Source organism: Viscerimonas tarda, assembly GCF_054601255.1.
Map to the genome: position 1 here is coordinate 24,634 of NZ_BAAHWV010000011.1, position 19,168 is coordinate 43,801.

Genomic DNA, 19,168 nt, shown 5'->3' on the forward strand with positions numbered 1-19,168 from the left:
CGCAACTTTTCTCTAGTATTGCATTAATTGTTAAGCTCTAAGCATTGAATAACCTGCCCCCTGTGGAGAGTATAGCCTTAGCCGACTATGCTGTGGAGAGGTTGGCGAGCCCTTTTTTATCTATCCGAAAAAGAGAAATGAATTACACACTTGCGAACAATATTAAATCGGCAGCCGGATACAATGTGGGAGGCATTACCCATATTTGGTTGCTGGATATAAGCAACTTTAGCGCCTACAAATTTGCCAACAGCAATTCGTCCGAACAGGGCATTGTTGAAAGTATTGTTGCCTCATCGCCGTTTATGGAGTTGGAAACTGTCAACGAATCTGCTTTTACGGAAGATTATTCCGACAATGTATTCCGGCAAAAACTAAACAGCTTTGTCTATCCTCTCAAAGCAAACAGCCTGAATAAGTTGTTGATAGCCGGTAACAACAAATACCTCGTTGCATTCCGTACGCCACAAGGCCGGTTCTTTGCTTTCGGTTCCGATGGGGGAGCATCCATATCGTTTACCCAACAAACGGGGCAGATGGGCGAAGCTTCGGGCTATGCTGTTTCCATTGTTAAAAACTCCATCTATCCTTTGTTTGAAATTCAGGACATTCGGAAACGAGTAATGCCTTATGTTTACAGGCCTGTGTTCACCGATGCTGTTTGCTGCCAGTTGCAGAACGGAAATCAAACCGGATACCAACTGGCTGGTTTTGTACTGAAGGAAACAAAAGACGGACAAGGTATAGATACAGATGGAAAATTATGCATCGAATCGGGACGCCGACAAGCGATACACCTGCTCGAAGGCACGCAAAATCCCGATTCCGACAGCTATGAAATAGAAGGTGAGTACGGCTACGATGCCAAAAACCTGAAGGGAATCTCCATTATCACCTACAATCCGGCACAATGCGCGCCCCATTTCCCCAATTCGATATACATCGACAACTCTCAGCTGGTTTTTTCGGTAGAAGATAATTTGGCCGTTACGCTTACCAGCCTTCACGAGTGGCAGCTCACACAATCAACCAATATTGCCGTTTGTTCTCCATCCAGCGGTAAGGCCGGAAGGAATCAGGTCGTTTTCAGCAAAACCGACGAACAGGGCATTGCCAATTTTGTATTTCAAAACCTGGTAACACACGAAACTGCGACCATCAACATTGTCAACCAAGAAAATGTGGAATGGGTACTGAAAGATGGTGAATGGAATGAAAACGGCATCTGGCTGATTTCGGAAAATTGGGAATAATCAAATAACCACCCCCTCCAACCTCCCCCTACTGGGGAGGCTCTGATAGCCCCCTCAGTAGGAGGGGATTGGGGGGAGGTGGCTTAACTAAAAAAACTATGAATATCGAAAGCGTCATAAACTACATCGTCCCCTTGCTGACGGCTATAACCGGTTGGCTATATGGACGTAAAAAACAAAAAAACGACTTCTTGGATGATCTCCAATCGTCTATCGACTTGTTAGCCGAAAAGAATAAGTTGTTGATGGAAGAAATTGTTAAACTCCGCAACGAAAATGCCCAGTTGCGTTACGAGGTGGAGGAATTGAATCGAAAACTCGAAAACGTTAAAACCATAACCAAAAAGTACAAAGAAGATGAGAAAGCAAAATAACCTGTCCCGCGGATTACGAAACAACAATCCGGGCAATATACGGATAAACAAGGACCGATTTCAGGGCGAAATCAGTCCATCTCAGGATGCGGCATTCAAGCAATTCACCAATATCGCCTACGGATACCGTGCCATGTTCGTGAGCCTCGATACCTACCGGAAAAGAGGGCTGGACACCATTGAAAAAATAATAAGCGCTTGGGCGCCCCCAGTCGAAAACAACACTCAAGCCTATATCAACGCCATTGTCAACTATTCGGGATTGCCAAAAGACAAGGTTTTGACCGATTGCGCCGGGGATGATTACATTAAAATAGTTGCCGCCATGTCCCAAGTCGAAAACGGTCTTCCGGCAATGATGATAGATATTGAGGATGGGTTTAGATTGCAATCAAAAATCAGAAAGCAATGAAGCATGAAAAAAGAATCTGTACCATTTGCGCCACAATCTTGCTGGCTTCCTGCAAACCTCCAATCCACTACATCCCCATCGAATCGCAAAGAACGGAATACACGAATAACTACCGGCGAGACTCGGTTTATCTGCACGATTCGGCGCTGATAAAAATGAAGAACGATACGGTTTATTTCGAGAAGTACAAAACCGTTTACAGAGACAGATTATTGCGCGATTCGGTATTTATACGCGATTCGATACAAGCGCCGTACCCGGTCGAAGTGCTGAGAGAGGTTAATAAGCCAACCGGCTGGCAAAATTTTTTGATGTGGTGCGGAGGAATTGCCTGCCTGCTTTTTGCCGGAACTATTGGCTATAAGTTATTCAAGGCAAAAATAATTCATTAGATTAGTGAGAGTTACAGCTCTGGTTTTTCGGCTTGTAACTTTTTTTCTATAAGCTGCAAAGCAATCTCCACATCTCTTTTAAAACCGAGCGAATCGCTGGGATCAAGTTCGAGGTAGCTCGTGTAATCTTGTTTTGCTTCCGCGAATCTTTTCTGCTCATAATGCAGGTTGGCCCTGTTATAATAAGTGATGGCCGAGGCTTCCAAGCTAATTGCATAATCGAAGTCGGACAGGGCCTCGTCGTACATCCCCAAATTATCCTGAGCCACCCCTCTGTTGTTGTAAACACCGGCATTATCGGGCATCAATTCTGCCGCTTCGTTGAAATCGGCCAAGGCTTTTTCGTATGCCGCTTGGTTGTTGTACATCGAACCGCGATTGTAGTAAGCCATTCCGTTGCCCGAATCAAGGGCAATAACCTGTGTACAAGCCTCTATTACACCACTTTCCTCGCCAATGCCGTAATACACAGCCGACAGGTGTTCATACACTTTCGACAGTACCTTCTCTTTCCATGCGGGAGTTTTATTGTAGGCCTCGTCATTCTCAATCCGTTCAATCAGTTGCTTCAATGCGGCTATTTTATCGGACGGACTTTTGATGCGGGCCAGCAAATTGTGTACGTCTGCCGAAAAAGAAGCCAGGTTATTGTTCGCTTTCTTCTTTTTTCTCGCCACATAAAAAAACATGGCCGACGACAAAAAAATAAGCAATCCAAAGATTATTACAAGGCTAAACATGCTCAAGGAATCCTTTAAAGCGCTACACGAGGTAAATAGTAAAGTAAAAAAGCTCATACAAATTATTTTCATATACATATTCGTCAAAAATAAGATAAATAACTGAAATAAGAAAAAATGATTATCTTTGTGGAGCTAAATAAACAAAACTAAATTCATCATGAAAACAATTACTTCAATTTTTTTATCCTTGCTGTTTTGCAGCATGGCAACCTTGAAGGCGGCTGAGCCTGTTGCTACCATCGTCTTTACCGACCCTACTGTTGCCACCAATATGGAGCTTTCGACTTCAAGCAGTACTTACAACGAGAATTATACCGAAAAAACAACCAAAGGCGGACAAAGTTGCATCTTGGTTCCGAGTGGCAAATATGCCTATATCAAGGTTGCTGACGCGGCTGTTTTGTCAACCGACAACAACCTGCTTATAAACATCACTTACTTTGACGAAGGTTCCGACAATCTGAAACTTCAATACAATGCTACGGCTAGTGTCAACTACAAAGACCAAACGGTGAAGAAGACAGGAACAAACACCTGGGTTACAGCTACCATGGCTCTAACCGATGCCTCTTTCCGAAATGCGCAGAATAATGGCGCCGATTTCCGTGTCAGCGCAACTTGCTACATACGCGAAATAACAATAACCAAAGGAACTTTAGACCCCAATAGCGAGCCTGCCATTCCGGTTACGGCGAGCGCCTTTTCCGAATTTAAAGGTAAATCGGTTGCCGGATACCAAGTGTGGTTTGCAACAGGAAACGCCACTTCGGGTTGGGTACATTGGTCGCCGGGAACACCTCCGAAATCGAAAAAAGTAAACTTTGAAATATATCCCGATGTAACGGAATACGATGATGCCGACCTGGCCCAAACAGCATTTGCCAATTTGGGGAATGGTCAACCGGCCAAATTGTTCAACTCGGCAAACGAAGGCGTTATCAATACTCATTTCAAATGGATGAGAGAAACCGGTATTGATGGTGTGGCCGTTCAACGGTTTTTGAGTTCGATAAGCACATCAATCGTTAATTCCAACCAATCTCCTTCTAACCGGATAAAACGAGCTGCCGAAGCTAACAACCGCATATTTTATATTTGCTACGACATTTCGGGCGGAAAAGAAGATACTTGGGCCGAAGTAGTGAAGTTCGACTGGGTATATAATGTAGAACGCAATAACGACCTTATACAATCGCCGGCTTATGCCAAAGTAGGCAACAAACCGGTGGTACAATTGTGGGGACCCGGATTCACCGGACGCCCGGGTAATGCCGAACAAACCATCGAACTGGTCAACTTTCTACAAGCCAGAGGCTGCTACGTGATAGGTGGAGTTCCTACCGATTGGAGAACCCTGACAGGGGACTCCAAGCCGGGTTATGCGGAAGCTTACCTGAAATTCGACATGCTATCGCCTTGGTTGGTAGGCCGTTTTAAAGACAACGCGGGAGCAAATAGCCGCTTCAACAATAATATGAAGCCCGACAAAACACTTTGCGATGCCCAGGGTGTTGATTACATGCCGGTGATTTTCCCGGGATTTGCCTGGTCGCAATGGAACCCGGGTAATCCGAACGATGCACCGCGAAATGCAGGAGAGTTTTTGTGGAATCAGGCAAAAAACATCAAGGCGCTTGGCGTAGAAAGCATGTATTTTGCCATGTTTGATGAATATGACGAAGGCACAGCTATTATGAAAGCTGCCACCGACTGGAGCATGATTCCTACCGACCAGTATTTTATGACCACCAGCGCCGATGGCTACTGGCTATCGTCCGATTTCATCTTGCGTACGGCAGGAGCCGCTATCGACATGCTGAAAGGAATACGCCCCGTAACACCCGGCGTGCCCGTTCCTCATTCCGAAGGCCCTGTTTATTACCGCAACAGTTTCGAGAGTATGACCACCCCCTATAACTATACCGGAGACCCCAAAGTGGCTCAAAACACAGGGACCTTTAAAGTGGATCCATGCTTTAAGAGTGCGGGAATTGAATCGAATGTGAATAGCGCCGGTATAACAGCGCCCTCAATACAACAAAATACCGAGGCGCGAAGTGGCGCCTATCTGGCCCGAATATCGGGTACAACCACCATCACCGCAGACAAAACAACCAAATATTATTACAGAATATCGGAAACAAAAATACCCATTATACCCAATATGCGACTTTCGTTCTGGAAAAATACGGTGGACGAAAACGGTCGTTATGCGTTTGTTGATATTAAGACCAAAACCGGTAAAAACCTGCGCGATAACGGATACACAACTACCGCAGGCGAAAGTATGCAGCCCGGTGCAGGACACGGAACCGCTGGCGCAGGATGGGAACATTTTGTGTGTGAATTTGGAGAGGGCGTTTTATTGGGCGACACCATCACCAACATTGTTATTGGCTACGAAAAAGCAGGAGCAGGCGCATTGGCAGCCTACTTCGATGATTTCCTTATAGACGATGGCACTACCATTATTGATGCTATAAGCAGTAGCTCGGTTGAAAACGCAGGCAAGGTGTATGTGGCTAACGGTCAGCTGATTGTTAACGGATACCCATCCAATGCCGTTGTTTCTATCTATAACATAATGGGACAAGGCCTGAGAAGATACAACTATGTATCGGATGAAATGAACGTGGATTTACCGGCTGGTATCTACATTGTCAAAGTTCAGTACAACGGAAAAACTGATTCGTACAAGATTCTTGTGAAATAGTAATATTGCTTTATTTTCAGGCATATACATAGCAAAGAGCATTCCCCGAAAAACGGATGCTCTTTGTCTTTTAGGGCTATTCGGAAAAGAGAAGAATGAAAAATAACGGGAACAAATCGCAAATTAACACTCTTCAAGAGAAATAGTTTAAGAAAAGTTATTACTTTCGCGCAAATAAGATTATGAAAGAACAGTTGACAGACGAAGATATTTCGAGAAAAAAGACCTTACTCTATACCTCGTGGATAAGTATCGTTGGTAACGCATTGCTGTCGGTAACTAAAATTGTGGCCGGACTGCTGGCCGGTAGTTTGGCTGTTATAGGCGATGGGATAGATTCGGCAACGGATGTTATCATTTCGCTGGTCATGCTTTATACGGCACGGATAATGAGCCGTCCACCCGACCAAAAATATGTTTTTGGATACAAAAAAGCCGAAAGCATTGCTACCAAAATGTTGTCGTTCGTTATCTTCTACGCCGGCATACAAATGTTCACATCCTCTATCGAGAGCATTTTTTCGGACGAAAAAAAGTCCATGCCCGGACACCTGGCCATATACGTTACCATCATTTCGATAGTCGTGAAACTGGCGCTGGCTTTGTACCAATACAGGCAGGGCAGGCGAGTGAACAGTTCGATGCTGGTAGCCAATGCTAAAAACATGCGCAACGATGTAATTATCTCTGCGGGCGTACTGGTCGGATTGGCTTTCACCTTCGGGTTGGGGCTTCCTATTTTGGACTCCTTTGCCGGTTTGTTTATAAGCTTGTTTATCATCAGGTCCTCCATCGGCATCTTCATGGACTCGAACGTTGAACTGATGGATGGCGTGGCAGACACCTCCGTTTACAAAAAGATATTCGATGCCATCGACCTCATTCCCGAAGCATGCAATCCGCATCGGGTGCGTTCGCGCCAAATAGGCAGTATGCACATGATAGCCCTTGATATAGAAGTAGATGGCGAGATGACGCTGAATCAAGCGCACGATATTGCAGACAAGGTAGAAGAAAGCATCAAGAAATCGGTAGAAAATGTGTACGATATAGTGGTGCATGTCGAACCTAAAGGAAAATGCCATACCGTCGAACGATTTGGATTGGATAAAGATATGATATAAGATTTTGTAATATTTAGCCCTGTCAATACCACGAATTTAACCAGCTGTATTATGAAAAAAATTGCCCTTGTGTTAAACAACCTCAGTTGCAAATAGAGACAACAACAGATTCTTACCTCATTACCTCATTTTCTTAACTTAATGACATTGTGCTTTAGCTTACGGAAAAGACAACCCACACGGCGACACTTGGATGCTGTACCAAGCGCTGTCCCATGCGGGACTAAACACAGGGTCTTAGCTTGCATCGTCAAAAACAAGCCTTTTTTCGGGAATAAATTTATTTTTGAACGAATATTTGTTGTATAACGCAAAATAGCGGGATACCTTTGTTAAGGTTATCAAAATAAAAACAGTTTATTGAAATAATATCTCTTTTCATCCGTCTTAGACCTTAGATACGGTATCTGACTAATCAAATAAAAACGACTAAATTTATGTACATTAATAGTATGGTATTAAGAATAACATTTGCCCTGATTTTTCTGGGCTTTCTATCCGTGTTTACGCTTTCGGCGCAACGCGTCCAGCAATTCACGATTGGCGGAATAGTGAAGGATGCCGAGACAAACGAAACTTTAATAGGAGTGCCCGTCGGCGTAAAAGGCTTTTCGGGGAAAGGAATAGCCAGTAACGAGCACGGATTTTATTCCATCTCGCTTCCCAAAGGAGAATACACATTGTCGGTGTCGTATCTGGGCTATGAATACAAGGAGCTGAAAATAAGTTTGGACAAAAACCTCACACAAACAATCTTATTGAAGCCCATGTCTGTTGGCTTGGAAGAAGTGGTGGTCGTGAGCCGGAAATCGGACGAAAATGTTTCGAGCGTGCAAACCGGCGTCGAAAAGATAAGCATTCAGGAAATAAATAAGTTGCCCGTATTGATGGGGGAGCGTGATGTCATCAAGGCCTTCCAGTTGTTGCCCGGGGTGAAATCGACCGGCGATGGCAGTAGCGGCATGTTTGTACGTGGAGGGAGCGCCGATCAGAATGCCATATTGCTGGACAATGCACCGCTGTACAACGCCTCGCACCTGATGGGCTTTTTCTCGACATTCAACTCGGATGCCGTTAAAGATGCCACTTTATATAAGGGCGCTATGCCCGCGCAGTATGGCGACCGCCTGGCTTCGGTGTTGGATGTGCAGATGCGGGATGGCGATAACCAAAACTATCAGTTTGGCGGAGGGATAGGTCTTATCTCATCGAATTTAGGTATCGAAGGGCCGATTGCGAAAAATAAATCCTCCTTTCTGCTAACCGGAAGACGGACTTATGCCGACATGATTGCGCGTTTGTCGGGAGCTGATGACGCTCAGAACGCCACACTCTATTTCTACGACCTGAATCTGAAACTGAACTGGGTTGTGTCGGAAAAAGATAAATTGTTCTTTTCGGGTTATCTGGGACGGGATAAAATGGCGGTGAACAAGGCGCTTGCTACCGATTGGGGAAATACCGCCCTGGCCTTGCGCTGGAACCGAATCCTTAACCCCAAGATGTTTATGAACTCTTCGCTCATCTACAACCAATATTCGTATGATGTGGATGTGGATATGGGTATGAATATCAAGCTTTCGGCGGAAATTGACGATTATGTGTGGAAGCAGGAATTTCAGTATTTCCACAGTTCCAACAATACCTGGCGTTTCGGATACAGCACGACTTACCACGATATATCGCCCGGAAAGAATGACTCCGATACGGCCAAGTGGAATCTCAAATCGTTGCAACACCGCTTTTCGTGGGAAAACGGGATATATGCCTCCAATACGCTGAAATTATCTGATAAACTGGAACTTATCTATGGCGTTCGGCTCTCGGCTTTCTCGGCGCTGGGCAAAGGCGATTTCTATACCCTCAACAACGAACACGAAATAACGGATACGCTTTCCTACAATTCGGGCGAATTTGTAAAGACCTACTTCAATGTAGAACCTCGCCTCTCGGTGATGTACAAACTGAATGAAGTATCCTCCCTGAAAGCGGCTTACGGACGGACGACACAAAATATGCACCTGATTTCCAATTCGTTTATGATGGGGCCTATGGACAGGTGGACATCCAGCAACAACAATATAAAGCCGCAAATAGCCGACCAGATAACCTTGGGCTATTTCCGGAACTTTTCCGATAACGAATACGAATTCAGCGTCGAAGGGTACTACAAGGATATGCGGAACCAGATTGATTTTAAAGACCATGCCGATATAGCCCGGAATGAGGGCATAGAAACCGAATTGCTGTTCGGAAACGGACGCGCTTACGGTCTGGAATTTCTGCTGAAGAAAAAAACAGGCAAACTCACCGGCTGGATAGGCTATACGCTTGCCCGCTCGGAAAAGAAAATCAACGGCATAAACAATAACGACTGGTATCCGGCTGTGCAAGACCGCACGCACGACATTTCGATTGTCGGGATTTACGAACTAAGCCCCAAGTGGACATTATCGGCCTCGTGGGTCTATTATACGGGGAATGCCATCACCTATCCCAGTGGAAAAGTCGTTTACGCCGGTCAGGAATACCCGTACTACAAAGAGCGAAACGGTTACCGTGCGCCGGACTATCACCGCCTCGATCTGGGCGCGACCTGCATACTGAAAAAACGGAAGAACTATTATTCGGAACTGTCGTTCAGCCTCTACAATGCCTACGGACGAGAGAATCCATACGCCATCAATTTCGATTCGAAGAAGGACAATCCTTCGCAAATAACGGCCTATCAGTATTCGCTATTTCGCTTTGTGCCGTCCATATCGTGGAACTTCAAATTCAGGTAATCAGAGATAAATACATTAATATATATAGAACTTATGAAAACATTTTCAGCCATATACACGCTCATTTTATTCGCCGCTTTAATGCTGTTCTCTTCCTGCAAAAAGGAAATTGAGTTGGATTTAAGGTCGGTAGAATCCCATCTGACAATTGAAGGAACGATTCCTTTCGATTCGCTGGCAAAGGTAAGTCTGACCAAAACCAAGGACTTTTTTAGCGATAACAGCTATTCGCCGGTAACGGGTGCAATAGTTACCCTATCGGACGATGCCGGTAACACCGATATATTGAGTTTAAAGCCCTCGGGATTGTACGAATCGGAGGTAATTACCGGCGTGGAGGGGCGTACTTATCACCTGCGGGTAGAACTGGACGGCAAAGCATACACGGCAACATCCACCATGCCCTACGCGGTGCCAATCGACTCTGTAAGCATGTTTTATGTACCTGCCTTTGGGGAAGCTTTTCCAACCGTTCATTTCATCGACCCCAAGGGAATTGACAACTATTACCGGTATATTTTTCATATAAACGGGAAGAAGATGCCGGGAGTAGATGTCTCGTCGGATGAGGACAGGGACGGGAAAATGATTAGCCGCATATTGCCCTACGACGAAGAGTACAACGACAAAAAGAAGATAGAACAGGGCGATAAAATCTTTATAGAAGTGCAGTTTATAGATGAAGGGGCGCACAAATTCTTCCGCTCATTAGCCCGGATGGGAATGAGCCAGGCAAACCCCATAAGCAACATCGAAGGCGGCGCATTAGGCTACTTCAGCGCCTACTCGTTTTATCAAACCTCGGTAATGGCGGAGTGGTAAGCCCCTCCAACCTTCCCGTAGGGGAGGCTTTAGAAGTCCCCCCACGGGGGATTCAGGGGGCTTTTACCGCAGCCATCACCCCGTCAATCTGTGCCAAAGCATACATGCGTCCGTAGAACGAATAGCCGGGGTTGTATCCTTTTTCGGCGTCGTCCAGCATCAAGCGTCCGTGATCTACGCGCATGGGTAGTTGCGGGTTGATCTTTTCAAATATGCGCACCAGTTCAACCAAATGCCCGCGACCTTCGAGGTGGGGGGCTTCGATAAAATTGCCGTCCGGTAGAATGGTGGTACTGCGCAGGTGAACAAAGTGGGTGCGCCTGGCGAATTTTCGTGCCAACCCGGGTACATCGTTCTGTATGCCCGAGCTGAGCGATCCGGCGCAGAATGTCAGGCCATTATGTTGGTTATCAACCGCTTTCAGAATCCATTCTATGTCTTCAGCGCTGGTAACAATACGCGGCAATCCCAGCATCTGGTAGGGCGGGTCGTCGGGATGAATACACATACTCAGCCCATATTGCTCGCAGACAGGCATAATGCGACTGAGGAAATACCGGAGGTTTTCGCGCAATGTATCGCGGTCGATGCCGTCGTACAACGCCAGCAGCTTGTTGAAAATGGCCACCGGATTTTTATCGCCGTCTTTAATATTTCCGTTTATAAATCCTTGCGTCTTTACAATAATGGTGTCAACCAGCGCATCCTTTTCCTCTTTGGTAATGGTTTTATCCAGTTCATACACCTTTTTCAGTTCTTCGGCGGTGTAATCTTTTTCGGCGTCTTTCCGTTTCAGAATAAAACAATCGAAATAGATAAATTTCAGCCTGTCGAAGAAAAGGGAGGAGGTACCGTCATCCCATTTAAAATCGAGGTCGGTGCGTATCCAGTCGATAACGGGCATAAAATTATAGCACACGGTTCTTATGTCGGCCTTTCCCAAATTCGCCAAACTCTCGATGTAGTTGGCAATCAATTGTTCGCGGTTTTCGCCGCCGTATTTTATAGCTTCGCTCACCGGCAGGCTCTCCACCACCGACCAGCGTAAACCCGCCTCTTCGATGTATTTTTTCAAGTCCAGAATGGCTTCCAAGGGCCACACTTCGCCATTGGGTATATCGTGCAGGGCCGTAACAATGCCTTCTACGCCAATTTGTCGTAGCATCGGCAGGGTTATTTTGTCCTTCCTGCCAAACCATCTCCATGTTTTTTCCATAGTTATACGCCGCTAAATGCGCTGAAACCGCCATCCACAGGCAACACTACGCCCGTAATAAATCCGGCAGCCTCACTGCACAAAAATTGTACTGCTCCGTTTAGTTCCGAAATATCGCCAAAGCGTTTCATGGGTGTTTTGGCCAGTACTTTTACGCTTCTTTCGGTCAGCGAACCATCGGGGTTAATAAGGACAGCGCGGTTTTGGTCGCCGATAAAAAATCCGGGGGCAATGGCATTTACGCGAATACCGTCGCCATATTTCAAGGCCATTTCGGTAGCCAGCCACTGTGTGAAATTGCTGATTCCGGTTTTTGCCACCGAATAGCCCGGCACGCGGGTGATAGCCGAATAAGCCGCCATGGACGACACATTAATAATACATCCGCTTTTCTGCTTCGACATCACTTTGCCGAAAACCATGCTGGGATATACCGTTCCGTTCAGGTTGAGGTTGGTAACTTTTTCCCAATCGCTTATTTTCATGTCGAAAAACTCCTGGTCGGGCGCCAATGTTGCTCCGGGCAGGTTTCCGCCTGCTATGTTCAGCAGAATGTCGATGCGTCCCCATTCGGCTACTATTTTCTTCGCCACATTCTCAAGGCTTTCTATATCAAGCACATTACCTACTATGCCCAGTACTTCTCCTCCCATATCGCTGAGTTCTTTCACCCGGCTGTCCAGGTTTTCCTGACGGATGTCGATGGCTACGACTTTTGCTCCGGCCTGTACAAAACTTTTGGCAATGCTGCCTCCTAATACGCCACCGGCGCCCGATATTACGGCTACTTTTCCGGCAATGCTAAACATTTCGTTCATAATATGCTATTTTTTATGGTTTGTAAATAAGATGGCAAACTAAAAAGCAAATGAGAAAAAAGCGACCACGTTTAACCGTAATCGCCTGATTATAAGAAAGTGATCTCGTTGAGATTCGAACTCAAGACCCACAGCTTAGAAGGCTGTTGCTCTATCCAGCTGAGCTACGAGACCGTCCCTTTTTGCGAGTGCAAAGATATACAAATAAATGAAAAATGAAAAATGAAAAATGAAAATAATTAGGGCAAACGCATGAAAATCTTTAAGGCTGAAAGCCTTTAATAACCCAGCCCAACGCAGCGCGTTGGGTTAAGGGCGGACATCTGTGGTCGGGCTGTAAGCCCAGCATAGTGATATGTTACCCCTTTCAGGGCGCAAAATTGTATTGGCTATTTTTCCCAACGCGCTGCGTTGGGCTGGGATATTAAAGGCTTTTAACCTTAGCCTATTCGGACTTTTTTCATGCGTTTGCCCTGTGAAAAATAATGCATCTTTTTCGACTTCCTGCTCGTTTCTCGGCAGGAGCGCGGATATGACGGAGGAAAACACGGAAACCAGCGAAAGGACAATCAGGTACACCATCCAGCGTGCAGGCTTGCGCACCGGAATGTCCGCATCATTTGTCCGGCGATAGTAGCGGACAAGCAGACGGGCGATAAAGCCATAGTAAACAAATACAAAAAGCATCCGCAGTAGCGGTTTTGTTGTAAAAAACCGCGAATAAGCCTCATATTCCCCGGCTACGACTAATTTCCTGCTCGCCACAATTTCCACCTGCGCTTCAAACGGGACAAACAGCGACCATAACAGGAATGCCGCTCCAATCAGTGCAGGAACCGGATAATGCCACGGCGAAAACTGTTCCGCCTGTTCCAGCCGTGTCAGGAAACGGATTACGCGGTAAAAGAATAGCGGAGCTAAAATGAAGCCTGCCAGACAGGGAATGTTCAGGACAACAAACGCACAGGGAAAGATATAATAACAGAAAATGGTAAACCATGTAAGGAATGTCATTGACAGATACAGGACAAGAATGGTTTTCAACGTCTTTTCCTGCCGCGTCAGGCAGTTCATGCGCGCGAAAGCCGTCAGTATCATGCACGTCCCGGCTGTGAAGACGGGGATAAGCATGGCAAGCATGGCGAGGTATAGCTGAAAATCCATTGTCGTGTACGATTTTGCCTTATTGATTGAGTTCCCTTTTCATAAAAGATTCAAGCAGTTTTTTGTCGGGAAGTTTGAGCAAATATTTGGAAACAAACAATTGGTCATCCATTCCGGAAGTTGAATACCTCACCACATCATCATCTTTTTCATCACAAAGAATAATACCGATTGGCAGATTATCGCCTTCTGCCATTTCGTTTTCTTTATAATAGTTAAGGTACAAATTCATTTGTCCGGCATCGGAATAGTCGTACTCTCTTATCTTTAAATCAATTAAAACATTGCATTTCAATATTTTATGATAGAATACCAAGTCAATTCGATAATGCTTATTGTTGAAAGTGATACGTTTTTGGCGTGCCTCAAAGCAAAATCCGGTTCCAAGTTCCAATAAAAATTCCTGTAAATGGGTCAATATTTGCTTTTCCATGTCAGTTTCATTGTATTCCGGTTTTTCGTTCAAATCAAGAAATTCCAAAATGTACGGATTCCTGATAATTTCCGAATTGGTTTCCGGTTTAAGGTTTTTAATTTTCGCAATAATGGCTTCCTTGTTCGTGGACATGACTGTACGGAAAGCAAGCGAAGTATCAATAGCGCGTCTCAACTCCCTGATATTCCAGTTATTTTTAATGGCTTCCACTTCATAAAAAAGCCGTTGCAAGTCATCATCCACACGGATTAATTCGATAAAATGTGAAAATGTCAGTCTGGTCAGCAACAATTCCGGCGGTAAAATCATTTCTTTGTCCAATTCGGCTGACACTGTCAGCCGAATGTTGGTATCATTAGTAAATATCTGTAAATCAGATAATTGTTTGTCATTTTTCAATTTGGCTGACACTGTCAGCCAAATTTGCGGATAAGTCGTATAGAACAGTCTGCATGCATTTAATGCCCTTCGATTCAAGCCTTTTAATCCTTTTGATTTCAGCCGTTTGGCTATTTCCTCCAACAAGTTAGCTCCATACTGCGCATGGTCTTCCCCATTTTGCTCATACTCAACAATATGACAGCCGACAAGCCAATTCCTCACGGTTAAGTTTAAATTAATGGCTTTCGTTGCATTATTTTGCAATATGCAATGTGTTTGATAAACATTATTTACCAGCTCCTCAAAATTATTTTTCTCTGTAAGCAACATATTTTTTCTATTTTATCCGGCTGCAAATGTACATAAAATTCTCCAATTTCTCCTATTTTAATCACATGAATAGAATTAATCATTTGAAAACCAGTGAATAAAAACTCTATTTTCCTGTCAAATCGTAATCTAAGATGAAAAAAATATACGAATTGTCACCAAAAAAACACCCCAAAATACGATTTGACATGAAGAAATATACGAATTGTCCACTCGATTATTTTTTTGCATATTACCTTTGCTGCAAAATAGAAAAAGTTGGTAATGATTTTACAGAAAAGCGACAGACAAACCATTACGACTGCCTCCCCGACACAGTCAAACGCCTTATTTATAGGTGTTTACAGCCTTATTAGGGGGGGTAAATCGCTCATATTCAACGAGTTACAAGCAGACAAAAACATAAAAGACACAGTTATGGCCGTACCGGATTCAGTTCCGGTGCGGCTTTTTATTGGGAAAAGAAGAGAACAAATATATTATTTAAAAAATCAATGATTATGAAAGAATTTATTCGATTAGACCGCGAAAGTCCGCGCGACGAAGCACATGTAGAGTTTCACGAAACAGCCCATACGATTATCGCGCGCTTCAATCCCGCGTCGTTGGGCATTTCAAACAAATCCCGCTCTTTCGCGGTAATACTCGCCTTCGCGACGCTATGCTGCTTCATACCCTTTACGGCGTATGCGGCGGCGACGGCGACCGTCACCAACAACAGCGACGGCACGGGCAGTTTGCGGCAGGCCATCGCCAATGTGGACGACGGCGGCACTATCTCCTTCTCCTCCAATATGGCGGGGAAAACCATTGACCTGACCGCAGGGCTGGAAATCAGCAAAAGCGTAACCATCGTAGGCAACGGCGTTACGCTCGACGGCAGCGGCATCACCCCGGGCGCAAATTCGCAAATACTCCTTGTCAGCGCCTCCGGTAAAACCATTACCTTGAGTGGGCTGCATTTCAGGAACGGCACAGCCGAAAGCGGCGGCGGAGCCATCCGTAACAATGGCGGTACGCTCAACCTCGAATCGTGCGTCTTCAGCGGCAATCAAACTACCGCCACCACGTCCGACGGCGGAGCGATATACAGCACCGGCAGTACGACTACACTGAATGTGCGCGGCTGCACCTTCTACAACAACAGCGCAAGCGCCGGCGGAGCAATATGCAGTTACAGCGGCACTGTGACGCTCACGGGCAATATCTTCTTCGGCAACACCGGCGCCGCCTCAAACCGCGGCAATGTGGTACACAACTACTCCCAATCGACATGCTCCTCCGGCGGCTACAACGTATCCGACAAAGCCACCGGTACGGACAACACGCTCGGCAGCGGCTTCACCTTCACCACGGGCGACATGCAGGAAACCACCCTGCCGTTTAACACGACCACCTTCGTTTCCGCGCTGACAAGCGTTCTTATCGTGCCGTCAGGCTTGGAGAACTTCCCCGCGACGGATTTCAACGGCGACACACGCATATTTCCGAACGGCGCGGCGGGGGCTGTGATGAAAACGAGCCTCAGAGTCGTTACCAACGCCAACAACAACGGCGCGGGCAGTCTGCGGCAGGCGCTCGAAACCCTCGAACTCGATACGCCGCTGGAAGGCGTCACTATCTTCTTTGCCCCCGGTATGGCAGGGCAGACCATTAACCTGACTTCAAGCATGGGACCAATCAGAAGAAGCGTAACCATCGCCGCCCCCGGTGTTACGCTGGACGGCAGCGGCATCACCAGCAACTCGAAGAATATACTCGAAATAAGCGGCATATCCACCAGTCAAACATTCACTCTGAGCGGGTTTCATTTTAAGAACGCCAATGACGCCATTAGCCATTACCGGGGGACGCTCAACCTCGAATCGTGCGTTTTCAGCGGCAACCGAGACACCAGCGACGGTGGGGCGATAGAGAACTACGCTACGCTGAATGTACGCGGCTGCACCTTCTACAATAACAAAACCGGCCCGGGACTCTCCCGAGGCGGAGCGATATACAACAGCGACAACGGTACTCTGATGATAACGGGCAACATCTTCTACGGCAATACCGCTAACCGCGGCAATGTGGTGTACACCAACGGCTCCGGAACGGTAACCTCCGGTGGCTATAACGTATCCGACAAGGCAAGCGGCTCGGACTACGCGAATGACAGCGGCTTCACATTTGCCATGGGCGACATGCAGGAAACCACCCTGCCGTTTAACACGACCACCTTTGCGCCCACGCTGGCGAGCGTCCTGATAGTGCCGGCGGGTGTGGCGGACTTCCCGGCGACGGATTTCTACGGAAACGCCCGTACCTTCCCCGGCGGCGCGGCGGGAGCGGTGGAACACAACGGGATTGTACTCACAGCGGGAACTGTCAGCCGCACAAGCGATACGAATGTGACGGTGAAATTCACAAGCAACAAAGCGGGGCAGTATTACTATCAGGTTGTAGCCGACAACGCGGGCGACCCGAATATTGACACCTCCGGCGAGGGTACTGCTTGCGGCACGAGCGAAGTGACCCTTTCGCCCGCGCTCACGGCGGGCGCATGGGATATTTATGTCGTCGTCAAGGACGCGGCGGGTAACGTCAGCGCATCGCTGAAAATAGACATTCCGGTACCCCTTTACACCGTCACGCTGAACGTCAACAAAGACGGCGAAGCGTGGAGCGACCACGGCAAGACGTTGACCTTGAAACTGACAGGCGAGGAAACGACCACCGCCGATATATCCTCCGGCACTGCAAGCGTTCCGAACGGGACGTGGAAAGTCTATGAAGGTACGACCGACACGGGCGCGACTATCACGATTAACGGCGCGACGGCAAGCGCGACGCTGAATTACTATACCGTTTATTTCTGGGTATCGACCGCGGGGTTGGCGAGCGGCTCAACAATCAGCGCGATCTATAACGGCGCGTCAATAAGCAGCGGAGCGGTGGTTCTTGGCGGCAAAGCTCTTGTGATTACGGCAAGCGGCGCGGGCGCGAGCATCTATACCTACGCTTGGAGCGGCGCGGGAACAAGCGCGCAGACAACAGACGCGATTACGGTTAGCGCCCTCGCTGGCGCGGTCAACGCGACCTGTACCGTAACGGGAGTGCCGATTACCGTAGCTAACGCCGACGACAGCGGCACAGGCAGTCTGCGGCAGGCAATCGCCGACATCGCCGACGGCGGAATTATCTCCTTTGCCCCCGGTATGGCAGGGCAAACCATCGCACTGACGACCGCAAGGCTGGAAATCGCCAAAAGCGTAACCATCGCCGGCAACGGTGTTACGCTGGACGGCAGCGGCATCGCCGCAGGCACAAATTCGCAAATACTCCGTGTCAGCGCCTCCGGTAAAATCGTTACCTTGAGCGGGTTGCATTTCAGGAACGGCAAAGCCGACGACTACGGCGGAGCCATCCGTAACGATAACGGCACGCTCAACCTCGAATCGTGCGTCTTCAGCGACAACCAGACCACCGCCTCCGTTTCCTTCGCCGGGGCGATATACAACAACGCTACGCTGAATGTACGCGGCTGCACCTTCTACAATAACAAAACCGGCCCGGGACTCTCCCGAGGCGGAGCGATATACAACAGCGACAACGGTACTCTGATGATAACGGGCAACATCTTCTACGGCAATACCGCTAACCGCGGCAATGTGGTGTACACCAACGGCTCCGGAACGGTAACCTCCGGTGGCTATAACGTATCCGACAAGGCAAGCGGCTCGGACTACGCGAATGACAGCGGCTTCACATTTGCCATGGGCGACATGCAGGAAACCACCCTGCCGTTTAACACGACCACCTTTGCACCCACGCTGGCGAGCGTCCTGATAGTGCCGGCGGGTGTGGCGGACTTCCCGGCGACGGACTTCAACGGCGCCGCACGTACCTTCCCGAACGGTGCGGCGGGAGCGGTGGAAACAGCGGGGATAATCACCGGTATAGACAACATTGTCGGCGCAAAATCCATTGTTTCCGAAAGCTATTACGACCTGACCGGCAAACCGGTGTCGGCAACGGCAAAAGGCTTTGTCATCAAGCGCACGGTTTATGATGACGGCAGCGTTATAAACAATAAAGGCTTTATTAAATAGCAAGCAGCTAAACAATTGTAAGGCAAGCCGCCGCATGGTATAAAAACTGTGCGGCAGCCATTGCAGGCAACCATACCGGCTACACTCGTTCATACCCGCGTTGAACTGGCGTC

The 19,168-nt window shown here is 47.3% G+C and carries 14 protein-coding genes and 1 tRNA gene; 9 read left to right on the top strand and 6 right to left on the bottom strand.

What is annotated here, in order from left to right; genetic code table 11:
* The first annotated feature begins 137 nt into the window (after positions 1-137).
* The 4 genes from ACYPWY_RS06440 to ACYPWY_RS06455 all read left to right on the top strand — a co-directional run bounded on the left by ACYPWY_RS06440 (position 138) and on the right by ACYPWY_RS06455 (position 2,431).
* Positions 138-1,253, top strand: a complete 1,116-nt coding sequence (locus tag ACYPWY_RS06440; RefSeq protein WP_459684617.1) for a hypothetical protein — start codon at positions 138-140, stop codon at positions 1,251-1,253.
* Positions 1,254-1,351: 98 nt separating this feature from the next.
* Positions 1,352-1,627: a hypothetical protein gene (locus ACYPWY_RS06445; protein WP_459684618.1), complete on the top strand. Its 276-nt coding sequence runs from the start codon at positions 1,352-1,354 to the stop codon at positions 1,625-1,627.
* On the top strand, positions 1,611-2,039 hold the full coding sequence (locus ACYPWY_RS06450) for a structural protein P5 (RefSeq protein ID WP_459684619.1): 429 nt from the start codon (positions 1,611-1,613) through the stop codon (positions 2,037-2,039). Before ACYPWY_RS06445 ends, ACYPWY_RS06450 begins: the two co-directional genes overlap by 17 nt.
* Positions 2,036-2,431, top strand: a complete 396-nt coding sequence (locus ACYPWY_RS06455) for a hypothetical protein (RefSeq protein ID WP_459684620.1) — start codon at positions 2,036-2,038, stop codon at positions 2,429-2,431. The genes ACYPWY_RS06450 and ACYPWY_RS06455 overlap by 4 nt, the downstream gene beginning before the upstream one ends.
* An 11-nt stretch (positions 2,432-2,442) precedes the next feature.
* Here ACYPWY_RS06455 and ACYPWY_RS06460 read toward each other — a convergent pair whose 3' ends face one another.
* The gene (locus tag ACYPWY_RS06460; RefSeq protein ID WP_459684621.1) at positions 2,443-3,228 is read right to left on the bottom strand and encodes a tetratricopeptide repeat protein; all 786 of its coding nucleotides are present in this window, start codon (positions 3,226-3,228) and stop codon (positions 2,443-2,445) included.
* A 103-nt stretch (positions 3,229-3,331) separates the two neighbouring features.
* Between ACYPWY_RS06460 and ACYPWY_RS06465 the strand changes: the two genes are divergently transcribed.
* The 4 genes from ACYPWY_RS06465 to ACYPWY_RS06480 all read left to right on the top strand — a co-directional run bounded on the left by ACYPWY_RS06465 (position 3,332) and on the right by ACYPWY_RS06480 (position 10,619).
* A complete protein-coding gene (locus tag ACYPWY_RS06465; RefSeq protein ID WP_459684622.1) occupies positions 3,332-5,887 on the top strand; it encodes a T9SS type A sorting domain-containing protein in 2,556 nt (851 codons plus the stop codon).
* A 209-nt stretch (positions 5,888-6,096) separates the two neighbouring features.
* The gene (locus tag ACYPWY_RS06470) at positions 6,097-7,011 is read left to right on the top strand and encodes a cation diffusion facilitator family transporter (RefSeq protein WP_459684694.1); all 915 of its coding nucleotides are present in this window, start codon (positions 6,097-6,099) and stop codon (positions 7,009-7,011) included.
* Between the two features lie 437 nt (positions 7,012-7,448).
* On the top strand, positions 7,449-9,797 hold the full coding sequence (locus ACYPWY_RS06475; protein ID WP_459684623.1) for a TonB-dependent receptor: 2,349 nt from the start codon (positions 7,449-7,451) through the stop codon (positions 9,795-9,797).
* Between the two features lie 33 nt (positions 9,798-9,830).
* Positions 9,831-10,619 (top strand): DUF4249 domain-containing protein, encoded by a 789-nt coding sequence (locus ACYPWY_RS06480; RefSeq protein ID WP_459684624.1) that lies wholly within the window; start codon positions 9,831-9,833, stop codon positions 10,617-10,619.
* Positions 10,620-10,671: 52 nt separating this feature from the next.
* On the opposite strand, the gene uxuA is transcribed toward ACYPWY_RS06480, so the two are convergent.
* From uxuA to ACYPWY_RS06505, 5 genes are all read right to left on the bottom strand, one after another.
* Entirely contained in the window at positions 10,672-11,835 is a 1,164-nt protein-coding gene (gene uxuA, locus ACYPWY_RS06485; RefSeq protein ID WP_459684625.1) for a mannonate dehydratase, read from the bottom strand.
* A gap of 2 nt (positions 11,836-11,837) precedes the next feature.
* Positions 11,838-12,653 (bottom strand): SDR family oxidoreductase, encoded by an 816-nt coding sequence (locus tag ACYPWY_RS06490; RefSeq protein WP_459684626.1) that lies wholly within the window; start codon positions 12,651-12,653, stop codon positions 11,838-11,840.
* A gap of 100 nt (positions 12,654-12,753) precedes the next feature.
* A tRNA-Arg gene (locus tag ACYPWY_RS06495) sits at positions 12,754-12,827 on the bottom strand.
* A 135-nt stretch (positions 12,828-12,962) separates the two neighbouring features.
* Positions 12,963-13,817 (bottom strand): hypothetical protein, encoded by an 855-nt coding sequence (locus ACYPWY_RS06500; RefSeq protein ID WP_459684627.1) that lies wholly within the window; start codon positions 13,815-13,817, stop codon positions 12,963-12,965.
* Positions 13,818-13,836: 19 nt separating this feature from the next.
* A complete protein-coding gene (locus ACYPWY_RS06505) occupies positions 13,837-14,964 on the bottom strand; it encodes a PDDEXK nuclease domain-containing protein (RefSeq protein ID WP_459684628.1) in 1,128 nt (375 codons plus the stop codon).
* A gap of 500 nt (positions 14,965-15,464) precedes the next feature.
* Here ACYPWY_RS06505 and ACYPWY_RS06510 point away from each other — a divergent pair, with 500 nt between their 5' ends.
* On the top strand, positions 15,465-19,055 hold the full coding sequence (locus tag ACYPWY_RS06510) for a beta strand repeat-containing protein (RefSeq protein WP_459684629.1): 3,591 nt from the start codon (positions 15,465-15,467) through the stop codon (positions 19,053-19,055).
* The last annotated feature ends 113 nt before the right edge of the window (positions 19,056-19,168 follow it).

Bases quoted from the DNA above. Each gene is read 5' to 3' on its own strand.
- ACYPWY_RS06440 (WP_459684617.1), top strand. From the start codon at position 138: ATGAATTACACACTTGCGAACAATATTAAATCGGCAGCCGGATACAAT.
- ACYPWY_RS06445 (WP_459684618.1), top strand. From the start codon at position 1,352: ATGAATATCGAAAGCGTCATAAACTACATCGTCCCCTTGCTGACGGCT.
- ACYPWY_RS06450 (WP_459684619.1), top strand. From the start codon at position 1,611: ATGAGAAAGCAAAATAACCTGTCCCGCGGATTACGAAACAACAATCCG.
- ACYPWY_RS06455 (WP_459684620.1), top strand. From the start codon at position 2,036: ATGAAGCATGAAAAAAGAATCTGTACCATTTGCGCCACAATCTTGCTG.
- ACYPWY_RS06460 (WP_459684621.1), bottom strand. From the start codon at position 3,228: ATGAGCTTTTTTACTTTACTATTTACCTCGTGTAGCGCTTTAAAGGAT.
- ACYPWY_RS06465 (WP_459684622.1), top strand. From the start codon at position 3,332: ATGAAAACAATTACTTCAATTTTTTTATCCTTGCTGTTTTGCAGCATG.
- ACYPWY_RS06475 (WP_459684623.1), top strand. From the start codon at position 7,449: ATGTACATTAATAGTATGGTATTAAGAATAACATTTGCCCTGATTTTT.
- ACYPWY_RS06480 (WP_459684624.1), top strand. From the start codon at position 9,831: ATGAAAACATTTTCAGCCATATACACGCTCATTTTATTCGCCGCTTTA.
- uxuA (WP_459684625.1), bottom strand. From the start codon at position 11,835: ATGGAAAAAACATGGAGATGGTTTGGCAGGAAGGACAAAATAACCCTG.
- ACYPWY_RS06490 (WP_459684626.1), bottom strand. From the start codon at position 12,653: ATGAACGAAATGTTTAGCATTGCCGGAAAAGTAGCCGTAATATCGGGC.
- ACYPWY_RS06500 (WP_459684627.1), bottom strand. From the start codon at position 13,817: ATGGATTTTCAGCTATACCTCGCCATGCTTGCCATGCTTATCCCCGTC.
- ACYPWY_RS06505 (WP_459684628.1), bottom strand. From the start codon at position 14,964: ATGTTGCTTACAGAGAAAAATAATTTTGAGGAGCTGGTAAATAATGTT.
- ACYPWY_RS06510 (WP_459684629.1), top strand. From the start codon at position 15,465: ATGAAAGAATTTATTCGATTAGACCGCGAAAGTCCGCGCGACGAAGCA.